A 17,670-nucleotide genomic window follows, 5' to 3' on the forward strand; every position below is an offset into this window, starting at 1 on the left:
GCGCGGTACACCGAAGGATGTACGGGCGTTTCATCAGTGGCTACGAGCCCCGTGGCGAAGCGGGACGTGAGGATGGCGGAGGTCACCGCCCCGCCCCGAGGACACCTCTATGACCGAGCCGCACACCGGTACGCCCGCCCCCTCGACCGCCGTCGCCCTGGTCCGGGCGCTGACCGGTGGGCTGGTGATGGCCACGGCGCTCGGCGTCGGCACGGCCCTGGGCCCGGCCGCCGCCGACGCCCTCGGCCTCACCGGTTTCCCGGCCCGGGTGCTCCCGGCGCGCTGGTCACCGCGCTGGCCGTACCGCTCGTGCTCCTCCTCGTACGCCGGGAACGCCGGTCCCCTGCGTGGCTCGGGTTCGGCGGGGCGGGCGCGAGCCTGCGGGCGCTGCTGACCGGGGCGGGGGTGACGGCGGCCGCGGCCGCCCTCGTCCTCGGTGCGGGTACCGCCGCGGGCATGCTGCGCTGGTCGCGTCCCGAGCCCGCCACCCTCGCCGGGTTCGTCCTCACGAACGGGGTGGTCGCCTTCCTCCTCGAAGCCCTGCCGGAGGAGACGACCCTGCGTGGCTGTGCCTGGGCCGAACTGCGCACCCGGTTCGGCGGTACCGTGTCGGCCGTCGGCACGACGGCGGTGTTTCTGCTGGTGCCGGGGGCATCGACCGTGGTCGGGGCCGCGGCCGCGCGTCTGGTCGGCCGCGATCCGGAACCGATCGGGATCGCGCCGGACGGGCAGCACCCCGCCGACTATCTGATCCTCCTGACCGTCTTCGGACTGACGCTCGTCGCGGCCCGGACGGCCCTGGTCCGGGCCCCGCTGTGGGCCGCCGTCGGCACCCATCTGACCTTTCTGACCGTCAACCGGATCGTGCTGGAGGGCGACCGGCGCGGCGCGGGCTGGCACATCGAGCAGACGACGCCGGACGCGGTGCTGCTCGTCCCCGCCTATCTGCTGGTGGCCACCGCCGGTTTCGCGGTGTGCCGACGGGCCGTGCGACGGCGTGGCTCCGAGCCGCCCCGGGCGGTGACAGAGCGGCCGGAGCCGCGCGCGAGACGTTGACCGGCCCTGACGGGCACTCTGTCAGGTGGCGGACCAGCTGTCGGGCTGCGAGCCGTCGGTGTCGGTGAATCCGTACTCGCGGGCGAGCTCGGCGGAGCTCACCGACCGCTGGTTCCACCTCGCCCGGCCGGGGTCGGCGGCCAGCGCGGCGATGGCGCGCCCGACGTAGCGCGGTGACTCGGAGGACGCGAAGGCTTCGGGTGCGGTCGGGCGGCCCTCACCACGGTCCGGGAGCAAGGCGTCGCGCCAGTTGCCCTCGCCGACCCCGTACGCGTCCAACATCATCTCCGAGCGCAACCAGCCCGGTGTGATGGCGACGGCCGTCGCCCCGTGCGGCGCCAGCTCGTGGCCCTGGGAGAAGGCCAGCCGGTTCACGGCGGTCTTGACCAGGTCGTAGAAGACCGAGATGCGGTATCGCTCGGCGTTGTACGCGGCGGTGCCGTCGGTCATCTCCACGAGCAGCCCACCCGGCTCGCCGATCAGCAGTGGCAGCAGGTGGTGCGAGGTGATCAGGTGGGTGTCCAGCCCGAGCCGGAGGATGCGCAGTCCGTCCTCGAGGCTGTGCTCCCAGATCGGGGTGTTCCAGTCGGCGGGGCCGCCCTTGAGCCGCTCGGCGCCCCAGATGTCATTGACGAGCACATCGATGCCACCGTGATCGTGGCGGATGCGCTCGGCCAGCCGCCCGACCTGCCCGGGGTCGAGGTGGTCGGTCCGTACGGCGACACCGGTGCCACCGAGCCGTGCGACGAGCTCGGCCGTCTCCTCGATCGTCTCGGGCCGGTCGTAGTCCGACCCGCCCCTGCCCGACACGCTGCTGCGTCCGGTGCAGATGACGGTCGCTCCCGCCTCGCCCAGCGCGGCCGCGATACCTCGCCCGGCGCCACGGGTCGCCCCGGCCACCACGGCGACACGTCCGCGCAGCGCATCGTGATCGAGTGTCCGGTTCACACCATGAGTGTCGCAGATCGCGGATCAGCGGGCGCGCGCTCCGGGCCGCATGTGGCCGCCCCGGATCCACCATCGGGTCAACAGCGCTGGTCCGGACACTAGTTGTTTCCCCAAAGCCACCGCGTGTCCGCCACCCCGAAGCATGGCCGATTTTCGCCTGGTGAGACGATGCGCTCGCCCGAAACACACCTCAACAAGCGAAACGGAGGGCGAATGCATAAACGTCGTGGAACCGTGACCCGCCGCTGGAGAGTCGCGGCGGTCGCGTCCACGGTGGCCGTAGCGATCGCGGTCCCGGTGGCAATGGCCCAGGCTTCGGCCGAGCCGCCACCGGAGGTCAGCGCCAAGGGCGCGTACCTGCTCGACGCCGGTTCCAACAAGGAGCTGATGGCCAAGGACGCCGACACCAAGCGTCCGATGGCGAGCACCACGAAGATCATGACTGCCCTCGTGGTGCTCGAGACCCGAGGCCTGGACCTCAACCAGCAGGTCACCATCAAGCAGGAGTACCGCGACTATGTGACCAAGTCCGGTGCCAGCACGGCGGACCTGCAGACCGGTGACAAACTCACCGTCAACCAGCTGCTGTACGGATTGATGCTGCCGTCGGGCTGCGACGCGGCGATGGCGCTGGCCGACACGTTCGGCACCGGCGACACCACCGCCGAGCGGACCAAGTCGTTCATCTCCAAGATGAACACGAAGGCGCAGGACTTGGGGCTGGCCAACACCAAGTACGACTCCTTCGACGGTGTCTCGGCCGACGCCGACAACTACTCGACGCCCCATGACCTGGCGCAGCTGACCCGGCGCGCCATGGAGAACGCGACGTTCGACACGGTTGTCAAGTCGGTGTCCACCAAGCAGGAGGCACCGGCGGCCAACGGCCACACCCGGTACTACTCCTGGGACAACACCAACCAGTTGCTGGGTTCGTACCAGGGCGCGATCGGTGTCAAGACCGGGACCACCACCCCTGCCGGTCCCTGCCTGGTGTTCGCCGCCAAGCGCGGCGACAAGACGGTCGTGGGAGTCATCCTCAACGACGCGGACCGCTACCCGGACGCGAAGAAGATGCTCGACTGGACGTACGACACCACCACCGAGGTGAAGTGGCGCCAGCTTCCCGAGGACGCTCAGCGGGACTGATCCACAAGCCCCGTGAGGCGACAGCGCGGTGCCCCGGCCGGACTCGTTCCGGCCGGGGCACCGGTGCTTGGGGCCAAGCCCCTTGAGCCCGGCCCCCTCGAACCCGGCCTCCGCACACGCGAACGATGTATCCCGATCAGGTGATATAGCGGATACACAAATCACAGGAGCCCGGCGCGCCCGAAGAATGACCTCGGGTCAGGCGGCGCGCAAAGGGGGAGTTCCGCGATGACGATGCCCGCGGGCGGGGAGATCACGGTCGACTGGGTCCACATCAGGGACACCATCCAGGTCAATGACGCACTGCTCGCCGAGATCGGGGCCGAGCTGACACATCTGCCACCCGAGGCGCGGCTGGCGCTCATCGCGCGCGAGGTGGTCCACGATCCCCAGTACGTCCTCACCGGGCTCCCGGGCCACCCCCTCGTCGTGGTCGCCGAGACCTACCGCGGCAACGGCGGCGCGCTGGACACCAGCGGCGCGCCCGGTGCCGCGGGTGCGCACGGCGCCACCGGCAGATCCGGCCGTCATCCGGGGCCGCGCCGCGCTCACTGCCCTGGGGACGGCCCGGCGACATCCCCGTACCGGCCGACTACGACGGCGACGGAAGGGCCGAACTGGCGGTGTTCCGGCCGGACAATCGCAAGCTCTACACCACCCGGGCGGACGGTGGCCCCGCCGCGGTCCACTACTGGCGGACCGCCGACTACGTCCCCCGGGCCACCGACCTCCCCCGTATGCATCTGCTCGCGAACACGTTCCGGCAGCGCGCCGCCGTGCTGACGAACGCCGGTCGGCACGCCGAGGCCGTCGAGGTCCAGTTCCAGGCCCGCGACGCGTATCTCCAGCTCGCCGCGGTGTCCGCCCCGGCCCGCCGGGACGTGGCCCAGACGCTGGTCACCCTCGGGATGTATCTGTCCCGGGTCGGGCGCCATGACGAGGCGATCACGATCGGCCAGGAGGGCGTCGCCGAGTACCGGGCCATCGGGGACGAGGAGCACGTGGCATGGGCGCTGGGAAACCTGGCGGCCCGCTGCTACGAGGCCGGTCGCCCCGAGGAGGCCGCGGAGGCGCAGCGGCGTGCGGTGGCCGCCTACCGGGTCCTGGCCGCCGCCAACCCCGCCTTCGAGACGGAGATGGCGAAGATGCTGGTGTTCCTGGGGATGTATCTCCAGCATGCGGGCCGCCACGAGGAGGCGGTGACGGCCGGACGGGACGCGGTGGCGGTCTACCGGCGCCGCGAGGATCTGCCCAATCTGGCCTGGGCGCTGGGCAATCTGGGCGCCCTGCTGCAGTCCGCGGGCCGACCCGGCGCGGGCGCCGACGCATGGCGGGAGGCGCGCGACATCTACCAGCGGCTCGAGGCCACCGTGCCCGGCACCTACCGCCCGCTGCTGGCCATGGCCGCGTACCGGCAGGCGGCGCTGCTGGTGGCGGACGGGCGCCGTGAGGCGGCCCTGGCCGCGGCCGGGCAGGCGGTGGCGCTGTACGAGGAGTTCGGCGCGGCCAGCCCCGGCAAGTACATCGCCGAGACCGAGGCGGCCAGGAAGCTGAGGGACTCGCTGCGGCCCGGATGAGGTGGTCAAGGATCCGACACCTTGTCTCAAGCCCACGTTTCCCGGGAGTACGGACGCGGAGGCGGGGAAGGCGGTGATCGGGAGAGCCGAGGGTCAGGGGCGGGCGCACCGCAGCGAACGGACGCCCGCCCCTGGGGGTGTCCGACGGGTCTTGACGCCTGCGGCGGGCTGCTCCCCTCCCCGCCCCTTCCCGATACCAAGGGCTTCGCCCCCTGGACCCCGGAGTCTGGGCCGGAGCCCCGCACACGGCGGAGCCACATAGCGGAGCCGCATACCGATGCCGCGGGAAGGGGCGGGGAGGGGCAAAGATCCGCCGGACACCCCGTAGTAGTCCTCAGGCCGCCGCCAGTCTCTGTACCAGGCCTCGAGCGCAACTCGGCAGTCTATGAGGACAGTTGGGGCAGCGGCCCCGCCGTCCTCGAACGGAGTCGACCATGGCCTTCACCCTCGACCCTGAACTCGCCGCGGTTCTCCAGGCCCTCGCCGAACAGAGCGACCCCGCTCCCCCGCCCGAGCGCGACGACTGGCGGACGCTGCGCGCCAGGGGCACGGCCTCGATGCGATGGATGGCCTCACTCCTCCCGGCGTACCCGTCCGGCTATCCGCTGGTGAAGGCGTCCTCGCACAAGGTGCGGTCCGCGGACGGGGCGGAGATCCTCGTCCGCTGGTACGAGAAGGCCGAGTCCGCGCCGGGTTCCGCGGTCGTCTACGCCCATGGCGGAGGGATGATCGCCGGAAGTGTCGATCTCTATGACTCCGTGGTCGCCGGGTATGTCCAGGCCACCGGGGTGCCGTTCCTGTCCGTGGACTACCGTCTTGCCCCCGACGCTGCCACCGGTACCGGCCCCGTGGAGGATGTGTTCGCCGCGCTGATCTGGCTGGGCGACCAGGCTCCCGAGCTGAGGGTCGATCCCCGTCGCATCGCCGTCATGGGCGACAGCGCCGGGGGCGGGCTCGCCGCGGGAGTGGCGATCCTCGCCCGTGACCGGGGCGTTCCGCTCGCCCGCCAGGCCCTGCTGTATCCCATGCTGGACGACCGCACTCTCACCCCGGATCCCCGGCTGACCCCGTATGTGGCCTGGACCTGGGACGACAACTGGACCGGCTGGCATGCCCTGCTGGGCGCGGCGTTCGGCACCGACGAGGTCCCGCCGCAGGTGGCGCCCGCGCGTGTCGCCACCGTCGAGGGCCTGGCACCGGCCTATGTCGAGGTCGGAGAGCTCGATATCTTCCGCGCCGAGGCCGTCACCTACGCCCAGCGGCTCGCCGACGCCGACATCCCCACCGAACTGCATCTGCACAGCGGGGCCATCCATGAATACGACCGCCTCGCCCCCGCCTCCCGGCTGGCCCGCCGGGCCGTGGAGGACCGCAGGCGGGTGGTCTCCTCGCTGTGAGAGCCCGTCATGAGCCGGAGCGGGGATCCGGCACCACCGCTCGCCCGCCCGCGTCCATCGCGTCGGTCCGCCGGGCCGCGGCGCTCTCCCGCAGCGAGCCGAGGAACGCCCCGGCGGCGGGGGTGAGGGCATGGTCGGCCATGCGAACGAGCAGGATCCGGCGCACCGGCGCGGGCGGGCGCAGCGGCAGCACCCTGACGCCCGGGCGGATGCCCTCCAGGGCCAGGGTCGGGGCCAGCGCCACGCCCAGACCGGCGGCCACCAGGCCTTGCGCCTCCTGGTAGTCGTGTGCCTCATAGGCGATCCGCGGTTCGAAGCCGACCGCCCGGCAGCTGCGCACCAGGGCCTCGGCCACCGGATGGCGGTCGGCACGGGTGATCCACGAATCGTCGGCGAGATCGGCGAGCGTGGCGTCGGTACGGGTGGCCAGCGGGTGGCGGTCGCCGACGAGGAGGGCGGGCGGATCGTCGAGGAGCGGGGTGATGTCCACATCCTCGCGGTCGATGCGGCACCAGTCGTAGTCCCACATCAGCGACATCTCGATCTCCCGGCTCTCCAGCATCGACCACAGTCCCGCGATACGGGCGCTGCGCACGGTCAGCCGTACGTCCGGGTGGGTGTCGCGGAAGGTGATGACGGCGGGTGGCAGCAGCGAGGCGCCGACGGTGGGGAAGGTGCCGATGCGCAGAGTGCCCGCGCGGAGCCCCGCGAAGTCGGCGAGCTCACTCTCCGCGGCCTTCAGCTCACGGGCGATCCGCTCCCCCCTGTCGGCGAGGGCACGCCCGGCGTCGGTGAGGGTGACACCCCGTGCGTGGCGGTCAAGCAGCGGCTGGCCGGCCTCCGTCTCCAGTCGGCTCACCTGCTGGGACACCGCTGATGGCGTGTAGTTCAAGGCGCGGGCGGTGGCCGTCACGGAGCCGCGCCGGGCCACCTCGGCGAAGAGCAGAATGCGCCGGACGTCCAGCACGGCATCACCTCAAGCCTTCAGTTCTGCTTAATACCCCTGCAGATTTCCGAGATTGTACTTCACGCTGCGGTAACACACCGTAGATGCCACCGCCCACGGAGGAGCCGTCGGCGGGGTGTCGATTCCACGGCCATGGGGAGTCCGTTGTGTTGCGTCTGCAGGGCGAGATGATCCGCGGGGGTACCAGCAAGTGCTGGATCTTCGACCACCACGATGTGGTGGCCACCAGAGTGGATGCCGACACCCTGCTGCTCGCCGCCTTCAACGCGGCCGACCCCCGCCAGATCGACGGGGTGGGCGGCGCCTCGTCCACCACCTCCAAGGCCGCGATCGTCCAGATGTCGGACGTGGCGGGCGTGGATGTCTCCTACGCCTTCGCGCAGGTGGGCATCGGCGATGAGCGGGTGGAGTGGACCAGCAACTGCGGCAACTGCGCCACCGCGGTCGCGCTGTACGCCGTCCACCGCGGTCTGGTGCCGATCACCGCGGCCACCACCACCGTCCGTATGCTCAATGTGAACACCGGGGCCCGCCTCACCGGCACCATCCCCACCCCCGGCCTGACCGCGCCCGACGAGGGCACCGCCGTGGTGCCCGGCACCGACGCGCTCGGGGTGCCGGTCCTGCTGGGGTTCCACGACCCGGCCGGGTCCACCACCGGCCGCGCCCTGCCCACCGGCCGCCCCCTGGACACCCTGACCGGGCCGGACGGCCCCGTCGAAGCCTCGCTCGTGGACGCGGGCGCGCCCGCCGCGCTCTTCGACGCCAAGGCGTTCGGCCTCGACGGCTCCGAGTCCCTGGCCGCGTTCGCCGCCGTGGTGCCCGCGCTCACCGTGCTGCGCCGCAAGGCGGCGCTCGCGATGGGGCTGGTCCACGAGGACGCCCCGGTCAGCCACGCGGTGCCCAAGGTCGGGGTCGTCGGCGGCCCCGTAACATATCGCACCGCTCACGGCCCGCAGGTCACTCAGGACCAGTACGACGTGGCCGTGCGCATGGTCTCCATGCATGCCCCGCATCCGGCGATCGGCCTCACCTCCGCCGTCGCCCTGGCGACGGCCGCCGCGATCCCCGGCACCCTCGCCCACCGCGTCACCCGGCAGACCGCCGACGGCACGCTGCGGCTGGGCACCCCCGCGGGCGTCATCACCGCCCGAGCCGTCCCCGCACTGGACGGCGCGTCCCCCACGGTGCTCCTGCACCGCGCCGCCCGGCGCATCGCCCGAGCCGAACTTCTCGTTCCCGTCCCGGAAGGACGCCCCGTATGAGCCGCAACGTCGCAGCGCCGGGCACCGTCGCCGCCCCCGGCCGGCCCGGCCGCATCCGCCTGCTGCTGTCCCGCCTCTATGTCCAGTGTCTGCTCGCGGTCCTCGCCGGGGTCGTCGTCGGTTCGTTGTGGCCCTCCTTCGGGGCGGAGCTGAAACCGCTGGGAGACGGTTTCGTCGCGCTGGTGCGGATGATGATCGCGCCGATCATCTTCTGTACGGTCGTCCACGGCATCGCCGCCATGAGCGACCGCAGAACGGTCGGCCGGGTGAGCCTCAAGGCCCTGGTCTACTTCGAGATCCTGACCACCATCGCCCTGGTCATCGGGCTGGTCGTGGTCAACGTCGTACGGCCCGGCAGCGGACTGCACGTCGATGTCTCCACCCTCAGCACCGACAGCCTTCCGGCCGAGGCGACCCAGGCCCATGAGAGCTTCGCGGACTTCGTCCTCAGCACCATCCCGGACACCCTCGTCTCCGCGCTGACCGGCGAGGAGATCCTGCCGGTGCTTTTGGTGGCGGTCCTGTTCGGCTTCGGTCTGCAGGCCAGTGGCGAGGCCGGGGCGAGCATCACCGCGGGCGTCGAGAAGCTCTCCACGGTGCTGTTCCGGCTCATCCGCTGGATCATGCGGCTGGCCCCCATCGGCGCCTTCGGCTCGATGGCCTTCACCATCGGCAACTACGGCCTGGGCACCCTGCGCCAGCTGGCGCTGCTGGTCGGCTCGTTCTGGCTGACCGCCCTCTTCTTCGTCCTGGTGGTCCTCGGCGCGGTGATGCGCATGGGCGGCCTGCGCCTGCTGCCGTTCCTCCGCTACATCAAGGAGGAGTTGCTGATCGTGCTCGGCACCTCGTCCACCGAACCGGTGCTGCCACGCATGATGGCCAAGCTGGAGCACGCGGGCGCCTCGAAGCCGGTCGTGGGCATCACCCTGCCCGCCGGGTACTCCTTCAACCTCGACGGGACGGCCATCTACCTCACCATGGGGTCGGTGTTCCTCGCCCAGGCCGTGGGGGTGGACCTCAGCCTCACCCAGCAGCTGACCATGCTCGCCGTCATGCTGCTCACTTCCAAGGGCGCGGCGGGAGTGACCGGTTCGGGCTTCGTCGCCCTGGCCGCCACGCTCAGCGCCGTCCCCCACGTCCCGGTGGCGGCCCTCGCGCTGATCTTCGGCATCGACCGGTTCATGTCCGAGGCGCGGGCGCTGACCAGCCTGGTGGGCAATGGTGTCGCCACGCTGGCCGTGGCCCGCTGGGAGGGGCAGCTGGACGAGGCCCGGGGCCGGGCGGTGCTCCGTGGTGACCTGCCCTTCAACCCCGACGACACGGCCACCGACGACCTCGTTCCCGAGGAGCCGGCGGGATCGCCCCGCGAACCCGTCCCCGCCATCAGCTGACCACGCCGCCACCTGGCGAATCGCCCGGGCCGAAGCGAACGCTTCGGCCCGGGCGTCGCTTGTCGGCCCCCGCCTTCCGTTGCACGCGGGTAAACCCAGCAGTGCCATATGTGCAATTGCCGTTATCGACGAGGGTGCCTACGGTCGAGGCACAGACGGCGAAGCGCGCGCCAAGCCTCCCCCTCTTTCACCATCGCGGGAGCACTCATGTCCACGTCCACCGGCACCACCACCACCGACACCGGCCTCGACGCCGCGTTGCTCACCCGGGTCACCACGGCCGTCCGCGCCGCCGGTGACCTGCTGCGGGAGCGCCACACCACACAGGCCCGCGGGGTGGCGCTCGACGAGATCGTCGCGGAGATCCACGCCAACGACGACGCGGTGCTCGACGTCCTGAAGGAGCCGCTGCTGGCCGCCAGGCCGGGTGCGCGCTGGGCCGAGGACGAGCTGGAAGGCGGCGCGCTGCCGCCGGGCGAGTGGTGGATCGTCGACCCGGCCGAGGGCAACATCAACCATGTGCACGGCATGTCCGACTGGGCCGTGACCGCCACCCTCGTCCGCGACAACCACCCGGTGCTCACCGTCGTCCACCTTCCGCTGACCGGCGACTGGTACACCGCGGTGGCCGGTCATGGCGCCCGGCTGAACGGCGCGCCCCTGCGGGTGTCGGCCAAGACGGACCTGGGCGCGGCCCTGGTCGGCACGGGCCAGGCCCGGCCGGGCGAGGACGAGCACACCTTCCACCGGATCGGCGCGTCGGTCACCCGGATGCTGATCCACGGCCTCGTCGTCCGGGTCTCCGTGCCCGCCACCCTCCAGCTGATCCATGTGGCCGCCGGACGCACGGACGCGTTCTGGCAGTTCTCCGATGTGCGCTCGGGTCTGGTGGCCGGCGCGCTGCTGGTCGCCGAGGCCGGTGGCACCGTCACCGACACCCGGGGCAATCCCTGGGACCTGGCCAGCGGTGACTTCCTGGCCACGGCCCCCGGCATCCACGCCGAGGCCGTCTCCGTCCTGTCGTCCATCGCCTGACCACCCTCCCCCGGCAAGGAGTTCATCCGCATGACCAGCATCGGCATCCTCGGCACCGGACGCGTCGGCAGCGGCCTCGCCCGCGCACTCGCCACCGCCGGCCACCAGATCACCCTCGGCCACCGGCAGCCGCCCCAGGAGACCCCGGCCGACGAGACCGGCGCCGTTCCGGAGATGCGCCACGCCGACCAGCGCACCACCGCCGCCACCACCGGCATCGTCATCAACGCCACTCCGGGCGACACCGCCCTGCAACGCCTCTCCGCCCTGCACACCGAGCTGGCGGGCAAGATCCTCATCGACGTCTCCAACGCCACCCGTCACACGCCCGACGGACTCCCCTCGGACCTGTGCTATCCCGGCAGCAGCCTGGCCGAACAGCTTCAGCGGGACCTGCCCGCCACGCGGGTGGTCAAGACCCTCAACACCATGCTCTTCCCGGTCATGACCGCCCCCGCCGATCTGTCCACCCCGCCCACCGCCTATCTGTCCGGCGACGACGCGGACGCCAAGGCCATCACCGCGGGCCTCCTCGCCGACGTCGGCTGGAAGCCCGAGTGGATCGAGGACCTCGGCGACATCACCACCGCCCGTGCCACCGAAGCCCTCGTGCTGCTGGTGCCCCATGTGCTGCGCCGCCGTGGATTCCGGCCGTTCGCCGTCTCCCTGGCCCGCTGACCGCCGCGTACCCCCGGCATCGCGGCGACGTGTCGTACCACACGCTATGAAACATGCCCTTGCGCTTCGATAGAACCTGAGGCCAGCATCGATCGTCTTCTCTTCCGAACAGCCGCCGGACGAAGGACGCGCATGACAGGCAGAGACGGGGAGACGACGGGGAGCGGCGCTACCGCGGAACGGACGGACGCGGGGCGGCAGCGCAAGGGGCGCCGCCCGCTGCGGATCGCCCTGGTGATCGTGGCGTCGTTCCTGGTGCTGCTCGGCGGCGGAGTGGGCTGGCTCTACTTCAAGCTGAACGGGAACATCACCACCTTCGGGGCGGACGGCCTCTCCGACAACCGGCCGGAGGGGAACGCCGCCGGCCAGAACGTGCTGGTCATCGGCTCGGACACCCGCTCGGGCGACAACAGCAAGCTGGGCGGCGGCACCGGAGACGTGGGCCGCTCGGACACCGCCCTGCTGCTGCACGTCTACGCCGATGGCAAGCACGCGGTCGGGGTGTCGATACCCCGCGACACCCTGGTCGACATCCCGCCGTGCCGCCTGCCCGACGGCTCATGGACCAGGACGCAACGGAACGCCATGTTCAACTCGGCGTTCTCCGTGGGCGAGACCGCCCAGGGCAATCCGGCCTGCACCCAGAACACCGTCGAGAAGCTGACCGGGCTGCGCATGGACCACACCGTCGTCATCGACTTCGAGGGCTTCTCCCGGATGACCTCCGCGGTCGGCGGGGTCCAGGTGTGCGTGCCCCAGGACGTCTACGAACGCGATCTGAGCCCCAGCCGGTCCACTCGCGGCAAGCGCATCTTCAGCAAGGGGGTCCAGAAGGTCTCCGGCCAGAAGGCGCTGGACTACGTGCGCATCCGCCACGGGATCGGCGACGGCTCCGACATCGGGCGCATACGGCGGCAGCAGGCGTTCATCTCCGCTCTGCTCAAGAAGGTGAAGAGCCAGGGAATCGACCCGACCACGCTGTATCCGCTGGCGGACGCGGCCACCAAGTCCATGACCGTGGACCCGGGGCTCGGCTCCGCGAAGAAGCTGATGTCCTTCGCCATGTCGATGAAGGACATCGATCTGCACAACACCAAGTTCGTCACCATCCCCTGGCGCTACCAGGGCGAACGGGTCGCCATCGTCCAGCCCGACGCCGACGGGCTCTGGGCGGACATCAGGGCCGACCGCACCATCGACGGGAAGGCGGCCGGCGGGAAGAAGGACGAGCCCCGGGACCCCGCCACGCCACGTGCCACGTCCACCGTGTCGGGCGCGGGCATCAGCGTCACCGTCTACAACGGCACCACCACCGCGGGACTAGCCGCACGCGCCGCGGACACGCTCAGGACGCATGGCTTCACCGTGACCGGCGCCACGAACGCCGACACCCAGGACCACGCCACCACGGTGGTCGGCTACGGCCCCGGTGAGCGGGACCGGGCCCAGACCGTGGCCCGGCTCTTCCCCGGCGCGGGACTGCGCCCCGCCACCACCTCGGGCATCAGCCTCACCCTGGGACGCACGTACCTCACCGCGCCCTCCCCCGACGCCTCCACGCCCTCCGCGCCGTCCACGCCGTCCTCCCACGTGGCCGACGACGCCCGCTCCGCCGACGACGACCCCTGCTCCAACCTGTCCTACGGCTGACCGGATCCCCGTACGGCCCTCACCTCCGGTCCAGGCATGGCGCACCGCTCCCCGGGCATCCGGAAGGTCAGGCCGCTCGCAACCACCGCCGAGCGGACCGCGTCTTCGTTGACGCCCGTACACCTGCGCAACCGACTGAACACGTCATCGACCGGGCTCACTCACCCCGGCACGACAGCACAACAGCACGACGAAGGGGACGAACAACGTGGGTATCGTGAGCTGGATCATCCTCGGCCTGCTGGCCGGAGTCATCGCCAAGATCCTCCTCCCCGGGCGTGACCCGGGCGGGCTGGTCGGCACCACGGCCATCGGCATCGCGGGGGCGTTCGTGGGCGGCTGGATCTCCGCGAAGTTCTTCGACCGCCCGGTCCAGAAGGAGTTCTTCGACCCCGCCACCTGGGGCGCGGCGATCGGTGGCGCCTTCGTTCTCCTCGTTGTGTACCGCCTGTTGTTCGGCAATTCACGGAACTGACGGCACGGACGGCTCGAAGCACACGGACGGCACGGAACCCGGCCCGGCGCCGACGCGTCACAGAGGCGGTACGGACTCCCCCCACGCACCGCACAGCTTCACCGTCGCCGTCTGTTCCTGGGGGAATCATGCACACGAATCGCACGCGCACACTCAACGCATCCATCGCGCTCATCCTGTTCGCCGCCGCGGCCGGTGCCCTCACCGGCTGTGGCGGCGACACGGTGAAGGCCAGGAACACGGAACCGGAATCCCGGGCGCGGCTGGTGGCCGACGCCTGGGACGGCTCCCGGGCCGCCGAGGCGTGGCGGAGGGGCTACTTCCCGATGGGGGACGCGGTCCAGCTCCCCGCGAACGGCTTCCGCACCCAAGCCGACCGGCGGGCCTACACCACCCAGAACGTCGTTCCGCGTGGCGAACTCCCCGCCACCCCGCACGGGGGCGGGCAGGTGCGGTGGCGGAGCGGGGGCTCGCCGCCACTCTCAGCCGCCGATCGAGCCCACCCGCGCGGGGTCTCCTCATGGGCCCGCGCCGCTGAAGCTGATCAAGGTGGCCGGGGACGGCCGGTCCACCACCGTGCGGGCCGGCCACGGATCCTGTGACGACGGCGCGGCGGTGGACGTGCTGGAGACGGGCGGCAGCGTGGTGCTGTCCGGCTCCGTCGTGGGGGCTGAGGACGGTCCCTGCACCTCCGAGCTGTTGAGCCAGGAGGTGACGGTGAAGCTGAAGCGGCCGGTCGGCGGCCGTGTGCTCCTGGACGCGCTCACCGGCCGGCCGGTGCCGTACGGGGAGCGGAACGCGCAGTCGCCGAGCTGGAGCTAGGAGCAACCGGGAACACGGGCGACCGCACGCCACGCCATCACGGTGCCGCCGCGCCCGCGAGCCTGCGGATCGTACGGGCGGAGGGGGATCCCGGGTCGGCCGTGATCAGGACCACCTCCTGGTCGTCCTCGGGGACGAGCAGGACATCGCAGTTCAGCCGGAGTGGCCCGGCCGTGGGGTGGTCGACGGTCTTGGTCCGGTGTCCGGGGGCGTGCACCGGACGCTCCTCCCAGATCTGCCGGAACTCCTCGCTGCCGGTGCGCAGTTCGCCCAGCAGCGCGGTGAGCGCCGCGTCGCGGGGGTAGCGGTCGGCGGCCCGGCGCAGCCGGGCGACCACGATGTGCCCGAACTCCTCGGCGCTGGAGCTCTCGTACCCATGGCCCCGGCCGAGGAAACGGCGGCGGGCGAGGTTGCTGTCCCGGCCGAGGTCGTCGCCGAGCAGGGCCTGTGCCAGCGGGTTCCAGGCGACCACGTCGTAGGCGGCGTCGGTGACGATCGCCGCGGTGTCGGGCAGCCGCCGCAGCATCTGGGCCACATGCGGGCGGACCCGCCGGACCGCCCGCGCGCCCGGGGGCGCGCTCGTCCCCGCGAGCCGGAACAGATGGCTGCGCTCGGCTGGCGCGAGCCGCAGCGCCCCCGCCAGCCCGTCCAGGATGCGCGGCGAGGGCCGGGGGCCACGGGCCTGCTCGAGGCGGGTGTAGTAGTCGACCGACATATGGGCCAGCTCCGCCACCTCCTCCCGCCGCAGCCCGGGCGTACGGCGATGGGGGGCGGCTGGCAGGCCGATGTCCTGGGGACGCAGCCCCTCGCGGCGGTCCCGCAGGAAGCGGGCCAGCTCGTGCCTCGCCATGCTGCCTCCTTCGGCTGACGGGTACTGCCTGGGACAGGTTGTCCCTGGCAGGGTGGACGTGGCCGGGGAACCCTTGGTGCCATGAACAATCGCACAGCACTGGTCACCGGTGCCAACAAGGGCATCGGCAAGGAAATCGCACGCCAGCTCGCCGCCGAGGGGCTCACCGTGTACGTGGGCTCGCGCGACGCCGAGCGGGGGCGGCGGGCTGTCGGGGAGATCGGCGGCGACGCCCGGCCGATGGTGCTCGACGTGACCGACGCCGACAGCGTCGCCACGGCCGCGGCCCAGCTGGAACGGCTGGACATCCTGGTCAACAACGCGGGCATCATGGTGGACAGCTCCACGGCGCTCGAGGCCGATCTCGAGGACTTCCGCCGGACCTATGAGACCAACGTCTTCGGCGTCCTCGCCGTCACCAACGCCTTCCTCCCGGCCCTGCGCCGCTCGGACGCGCCCCGGATCGTCAATGTCTCCAGCGGCACCGGCTCGCTGACCTGGAGCGCGGACCCGGAGCACCAGTTCGCCGTGTCCGCCGGGTCGGGCGCGGCCTATCGCTCCTCCAAGACGGCCCTGAACGCCCTGACCCTCTACACCGCCCAGGCCCTGGCCTCCGAGGGCTTCAAGGTCAACGCACTGGCCCCGGGGCTGCGCAGGACCGATCTCAACGCCCGCGCCGCCGGGAGCGACGGGGATCCGGCCGAGGGCGCGGCGGGCGCGGTCCGGCTCGCCCTTCTCCCGGACACCGGGCCCACCGGCGGGTTCTTCTCCTGGGACGGCACTCCGGCGCCCTGGTAGACCCCCGGCATCACACGGGCCGTGCGGTGGTCCTCTCGCCGCCGCCTCGGTGTCCCCGCCCGCTCCCGCCGACCGGGTCAGTCGGCGGAGAGCTGGGTGTTCGGCACCCGCCAGGCGGCGATCACGAAGGCGATCAGGCCCACCGCGGCCCCGGTGAGGAAGACCACGCGCAGGGCGCTGACATAGCCCTCCAGGAACGGCTGCGCCACGGCCGGATCGAGGTGGTGGAGGAAGGCCGAGTCCTCCAGGTTCACCCCGCCGTCGGGCCGTACGACGCCCTTCAGGGCCTCGGCGTTCGCCGGTTCCCCGGCCAGCCTGCGGAACGACGCGTCCTGGGAGGCCACCGCCAGGCGGTCGCTGATCCGCGTACCGGCCAGGGAGAAGAGGATGGACAGGAAGGCGGCGGCGCCCACCGTGCCGCCGTTGGACCGGAAGAAGTTCACCGACGCGGTGGCCGCCCCCATGTCCCGCCCGGGCACCTCGGACTGGGCGAGCGTGGTGATCGTCTGCATCGCCGCGCCGAGGCCCGCCCCCATGAACACCATGCCGATGGCCACGTACCACAGCGGGCTGTCGTCCCTCAGCGTGGCGAACACCAGCATGGCGACGGTGAGGGAACCGACGCCGGCTGCCAGGTGGACCTTGAACCGGCCCGTCCGTGACATCAGCCGGCCCACCACCAGGGTCACCGTGACGTTCGCCGCCATGGTGGGCAGCGTGGCCAGGCCCGCCCCCATCGGGCTCATGCCCTTGGCCAGCTGGAGATAGAGCGGAAGTGTCGTCATGGCGCCGAACATGGTGATGCCCACGGTGAAGTGCAGCACGGTGCCCAGCCGGAAGGCGCGGATACGGAACAGCCTGACCGGCAGCAGCGCGGCGTCCGCCATCCGCCGCTCCAACAGTACGAAGCAGATCAGCCCGACCACTCCCACCGCGTACATCACCAGCGCCCGGGGCGAGGCCCAGCCCCAGCTCCGCCCCTGTTCGGCCACGACGAGCAGCGGCACGATCCCGACCGCCAGCGTGAGCGCCCCGCCGTAGTCCAGGCGGTGCCGTACGGGCTGGTGGGGTATGTGCAGCACACGCAGGATCACCACGATGGCGAGGGCCGCCAGCGGCACATTGACCAGGAAGATCCAGCGCCATCCGTCGATCCCCAGCAGAGTGGCGCGCCCGGCGAACACCCCGCCCACCAGGGGGCCGATGACACTGGACCCGGCGAACACCGCCGTGATGTAGCCCTGGTAGCGGCCGCGCTCCCGTGGCGAGGTGATGTCGGCGATGATCGTCATGGCGAGGGACATCAGCCCGCCACCGCCGAGGCCCTGCACCGCCCGGAAGGCCGCGAGCTGATGGATGGACGTGGCGAATCCGCACAGCAGCGACCCGAAGGTGAACAGCACGATCGCGGACAGATAGACCGGGCGGCGGCCGTAGATGTCGGAGAGCTTTCCGTACAGCGGGGTGACGATGGTGCCGGTGACGAGATAGGCGGTGGTCACCCACGCCTGGGCGGTGAGGCCGTGCAGATCGTCGGCGATGGTGCGCAGCGCCGAGGACACCACGGTCTGGTCCAGCGCGGCGAGGAACATGCCGAGCACCAGCCCGGACA

18 protein-coding genes are annotated in these 17,670 nt (G+C 71.7%); 14 read left to right on the forward strand and 4 right to left on the reverse strand.

What is annotated here, in order from left to right; translation table 11 throughout:
- The first annotated feature begins 109 nt into the window (after positions 1–109).
- Both GWI24_RS44940 and GWI24_RS07820 read left to right on the forward strand, forming a co-directional pair.
- Positions 110–394 carry a hypothetical protein gene (locus GWI24_RS44940; protein ID WP_247616034.1) on the forward strand — a complete coding sequence of 95 codons (285 nt, stop codon included), beginning with the start codon at positions 110–112 and terminating at the stop codon, positions 392–394.
- Between the two features lie 11 nt (positions 395–405).
- Positions 406–1,056, forward strand: coding sequence for a type II CAAX prenyl endopeptidase Rce1 family protein (locus tag GWI24_RS07820; RefSeq protein ID WP_247616035.1), 651 nt, complete (start codon positions 406–408; stop codon positions 1,054–1,056).
- A gap of 21 nt (positions 1,057–1,077) precedes the next feature.
- On the opposite strand, the gene GWI24_RS07825 is transcribed toward GWI24_RS07820, so the two are convergent.
- Complete coding sequence (locus GWI24_RS07825) at positions 1,078–2,004, reverse strand: SDR family oxidoreductase (protein ID WP_210945167.1); 927 nt, start codon at positions 2,002–2,004, stop codon at positions 1,078–1,080.
- Positions 2,005–2,217: 213 nt separating this feature from the next.
- Between GWI24_RS07825 and GWI24_RS07830 the strand changes: the two genes are divergently transcribed.
- The 3 genes from GWI24_RS07830 to GWI24_RS07840 all read left to right on the forward strand — a co-directional run bounded on the left by GWI24_RS07830 (position 2,218) and on the right by GWI24_RS07840 (position 6,127).
- Complete coding sequence (locus GWI24_RS07830; protein WP_210945168.1) at positions 2,218–3,153, forward strand: D-alanyl-D-alanine carboxypeptidase family protein; 936 nt, start codon at positions 2,218–2,220, stop codon at positions 3,151–3,153.
- A 623-nt stretch (positions 3,154–3,776) separates the two neighbouring features.
- Positions 3,777–4,730, forward strand: coding sequence for a tetratricopeptide repeat protein (locus GWI24_RS07835; RefSeq protein ID WP_210945169.1), 954 nt, complete (start codon positions 3,777–3,779; stop codon positions 4,728–4,730).
- A 434-nt stretch (positions 4,731–5,164) separates the two neighbouring features.
- Positions 5,165–6,127, forward strand: a complete 963-nt coding sequence (locus GWI24_RS07840) for an alpha/beta hydrolase fold domain-containing protein (RefSeq protein WP_210945170.1) — start codon at positions 5,165–5,167, stop codon at positions 6,125–6,127.
- Positions 6,128–6,134: 7 nt separating this feature from the next.
- Here GWI24_RS07840 and GWI24_RS07845 read toward each other — a convergent pair whose 3' ends face one another.
- A complete protein-coding gene (locus GWI24_RS07845) occupies positions 6,135–7,094 on the reverse strand; it encodes a LysR family transcriptional regulator (RefSeq protein WP_210945171.1) in 960 nt (319 codons plus the stop codon).
- A gap of 146 nt (positions 7,095–7,240) precedes the next feature.
- Here GWI24_RS07845 and GWI24_RS07850 point away from each other — a divergent pair, with 146 nt between their 5' ends.
- From GWI24_RS07850 to GWI24_RS44945, 8 genes are all read left to right on the forward strand, one after another.
- A complete protein-coding gene (locus GWI24_RS07850; RefSeq protein WP_210945172.1) occupies positions 7,241–8,359 on the forward strand; it encodes a PrpF domain-containing protein in 1,119 nt (372 codons plus the stop codon).
- Complete coding sequence (dctA, locus tag GWI24_RS07855; protein ID WP_210945173.1) at positions 8,356–9,750, forward strand: C4-dicarboxylate transporter DctA; 1,395 nt, start codon at positions 8,356–8,358, stop codon at positions 9,748–9,750. Before GWI24_RS07850 ends, dctA begins: the two co-directional genes overlap by 4 nt.
- Positions 9,751–9,957: 207 nt before the next feature.
- On the forward strand, positions 9,958–10,785 hold the full coding sequence (locus GWI24_RS07860) for an inositol monophosphatase (protein ID WP_210945174.1): 828 nt from the start codon (positions 9,958–9,960) through the stop codon (positions 10,783–10,785).
- Positions 10,786–10,815: 30 nt separating this feature from the next.
- Positions 10,816–11,463, forward strand: coding sequence for an NADPH-dependent F420 reductase (locus tag GWI24_RS07865; protein ID WP_210945175.1), 648 nt, complete (start codon positions 10,816–10,818; stop codon positions 11,461–11,463).
- A gap of 132 nt (positions 11,464–11,595) precedes the next feature.
- Positions 11,596–13,113, forward strand: coding sequence for an LCP family protein (locus GWI24_RS07870; RefSeq protein ID WP_210945176.1), 1,518 nt, complete (start codon positions 11,596–11,598; stop codon positions 13,111–13,113).
- 208 nt (positions 13,114–13,321) lie between these two features.
- Positions 13,322–13,588 (forward strand): GlsB/YeaQ/YmgE family stress response membrane protein, encoded by a 267-nt coding sequence (locus GWI24_RS07875; protein ID WP_210945177.1) that lies wholly within the window; start codon positions 13,322–13,324, stop codon positions 13,586–13,588.
- Positions 13,589–13,716: 128 nt separating this feature from the next.
- On the forward strand, positions 13,717–14,190 hold the full coding sequence (locus GWI24_RS07880) for a hypothetical protein (RefSeq protein ID WP_247616036.1): 474 nt from the start codon (positions 13,717–13,719) through the stop codon (positions 14,188–14,190).
- 13 nt (positions 14,191–14,203) lie between these two features.
- The gene (locus GWI24_RS44945; RefSeq protein WP_247616037.1) at positions 14,204–14,410 is read left to right on the forward strand and encodes a hypothetical protein; all 207 of its coding nucleotides are present in this window, start codon (positions 14,204–14,206) and stop codon (positions 14,408–14,410) included.
- A gap of 37 nt (positions 14,411–14,447) precedes the next feature.
- Here the strand turns inward: GWI24_RS44945 and GWI24_RS07885 are convergent, their stop codons facing one another.
- Complete coding sequence (locus tag GWI24_RS07885; RefSeq protein ID WP_210945178.1) at positions 14,448–15,260, reverse strand: helix-turn-helix transcriptional regulator; 813 nt, start codon at positions 15,258–15,260, stop codon at positions 14,448–14,450.
- Positions 15,261–15,341: 81 nt separating this feature from the next.
- On the opposite strand from GWI24_RS07885, the gene GWI24_RS07890 reads away from it, so the two are divergent.
- The gene (locus GWI24_RS07890) at positions 15,342–16,058 is read left to right on the forward strand and encodes an SDR family oxidoreductase (RefSeq protein ID WP_210945179.1); all 717 of its coding nucleotides are present in this window, start codon (positions 15,342–15,344) and stop codon (positions 16,056–16,058) included.
- Between the two features lie 77 nt (positions 16,059–16,135).
- Here the strand turns inward: GWI24_RS07890 and GWI24_RS07895 are convergent.
- On the reverse strand, positions 16,136–17,670 hold a 1,535-nt coding region (locus GWI24_RS07895; protein ID WP_210945180.1), incomplete at its 5' end, for an MDR family MFS transporter.

The sequence above is a fragment of the Streptomyces sp. MK37H genome, from assembly GCF_018035285.1.
In the GTDB taxonomy this organism is placed as follows: Bacteria; Actinomycetota; Actinomycetes; order Streptomycetales; family Streptomycetaceae; genus Streptomyces; species Streptomyces endocoffeicus.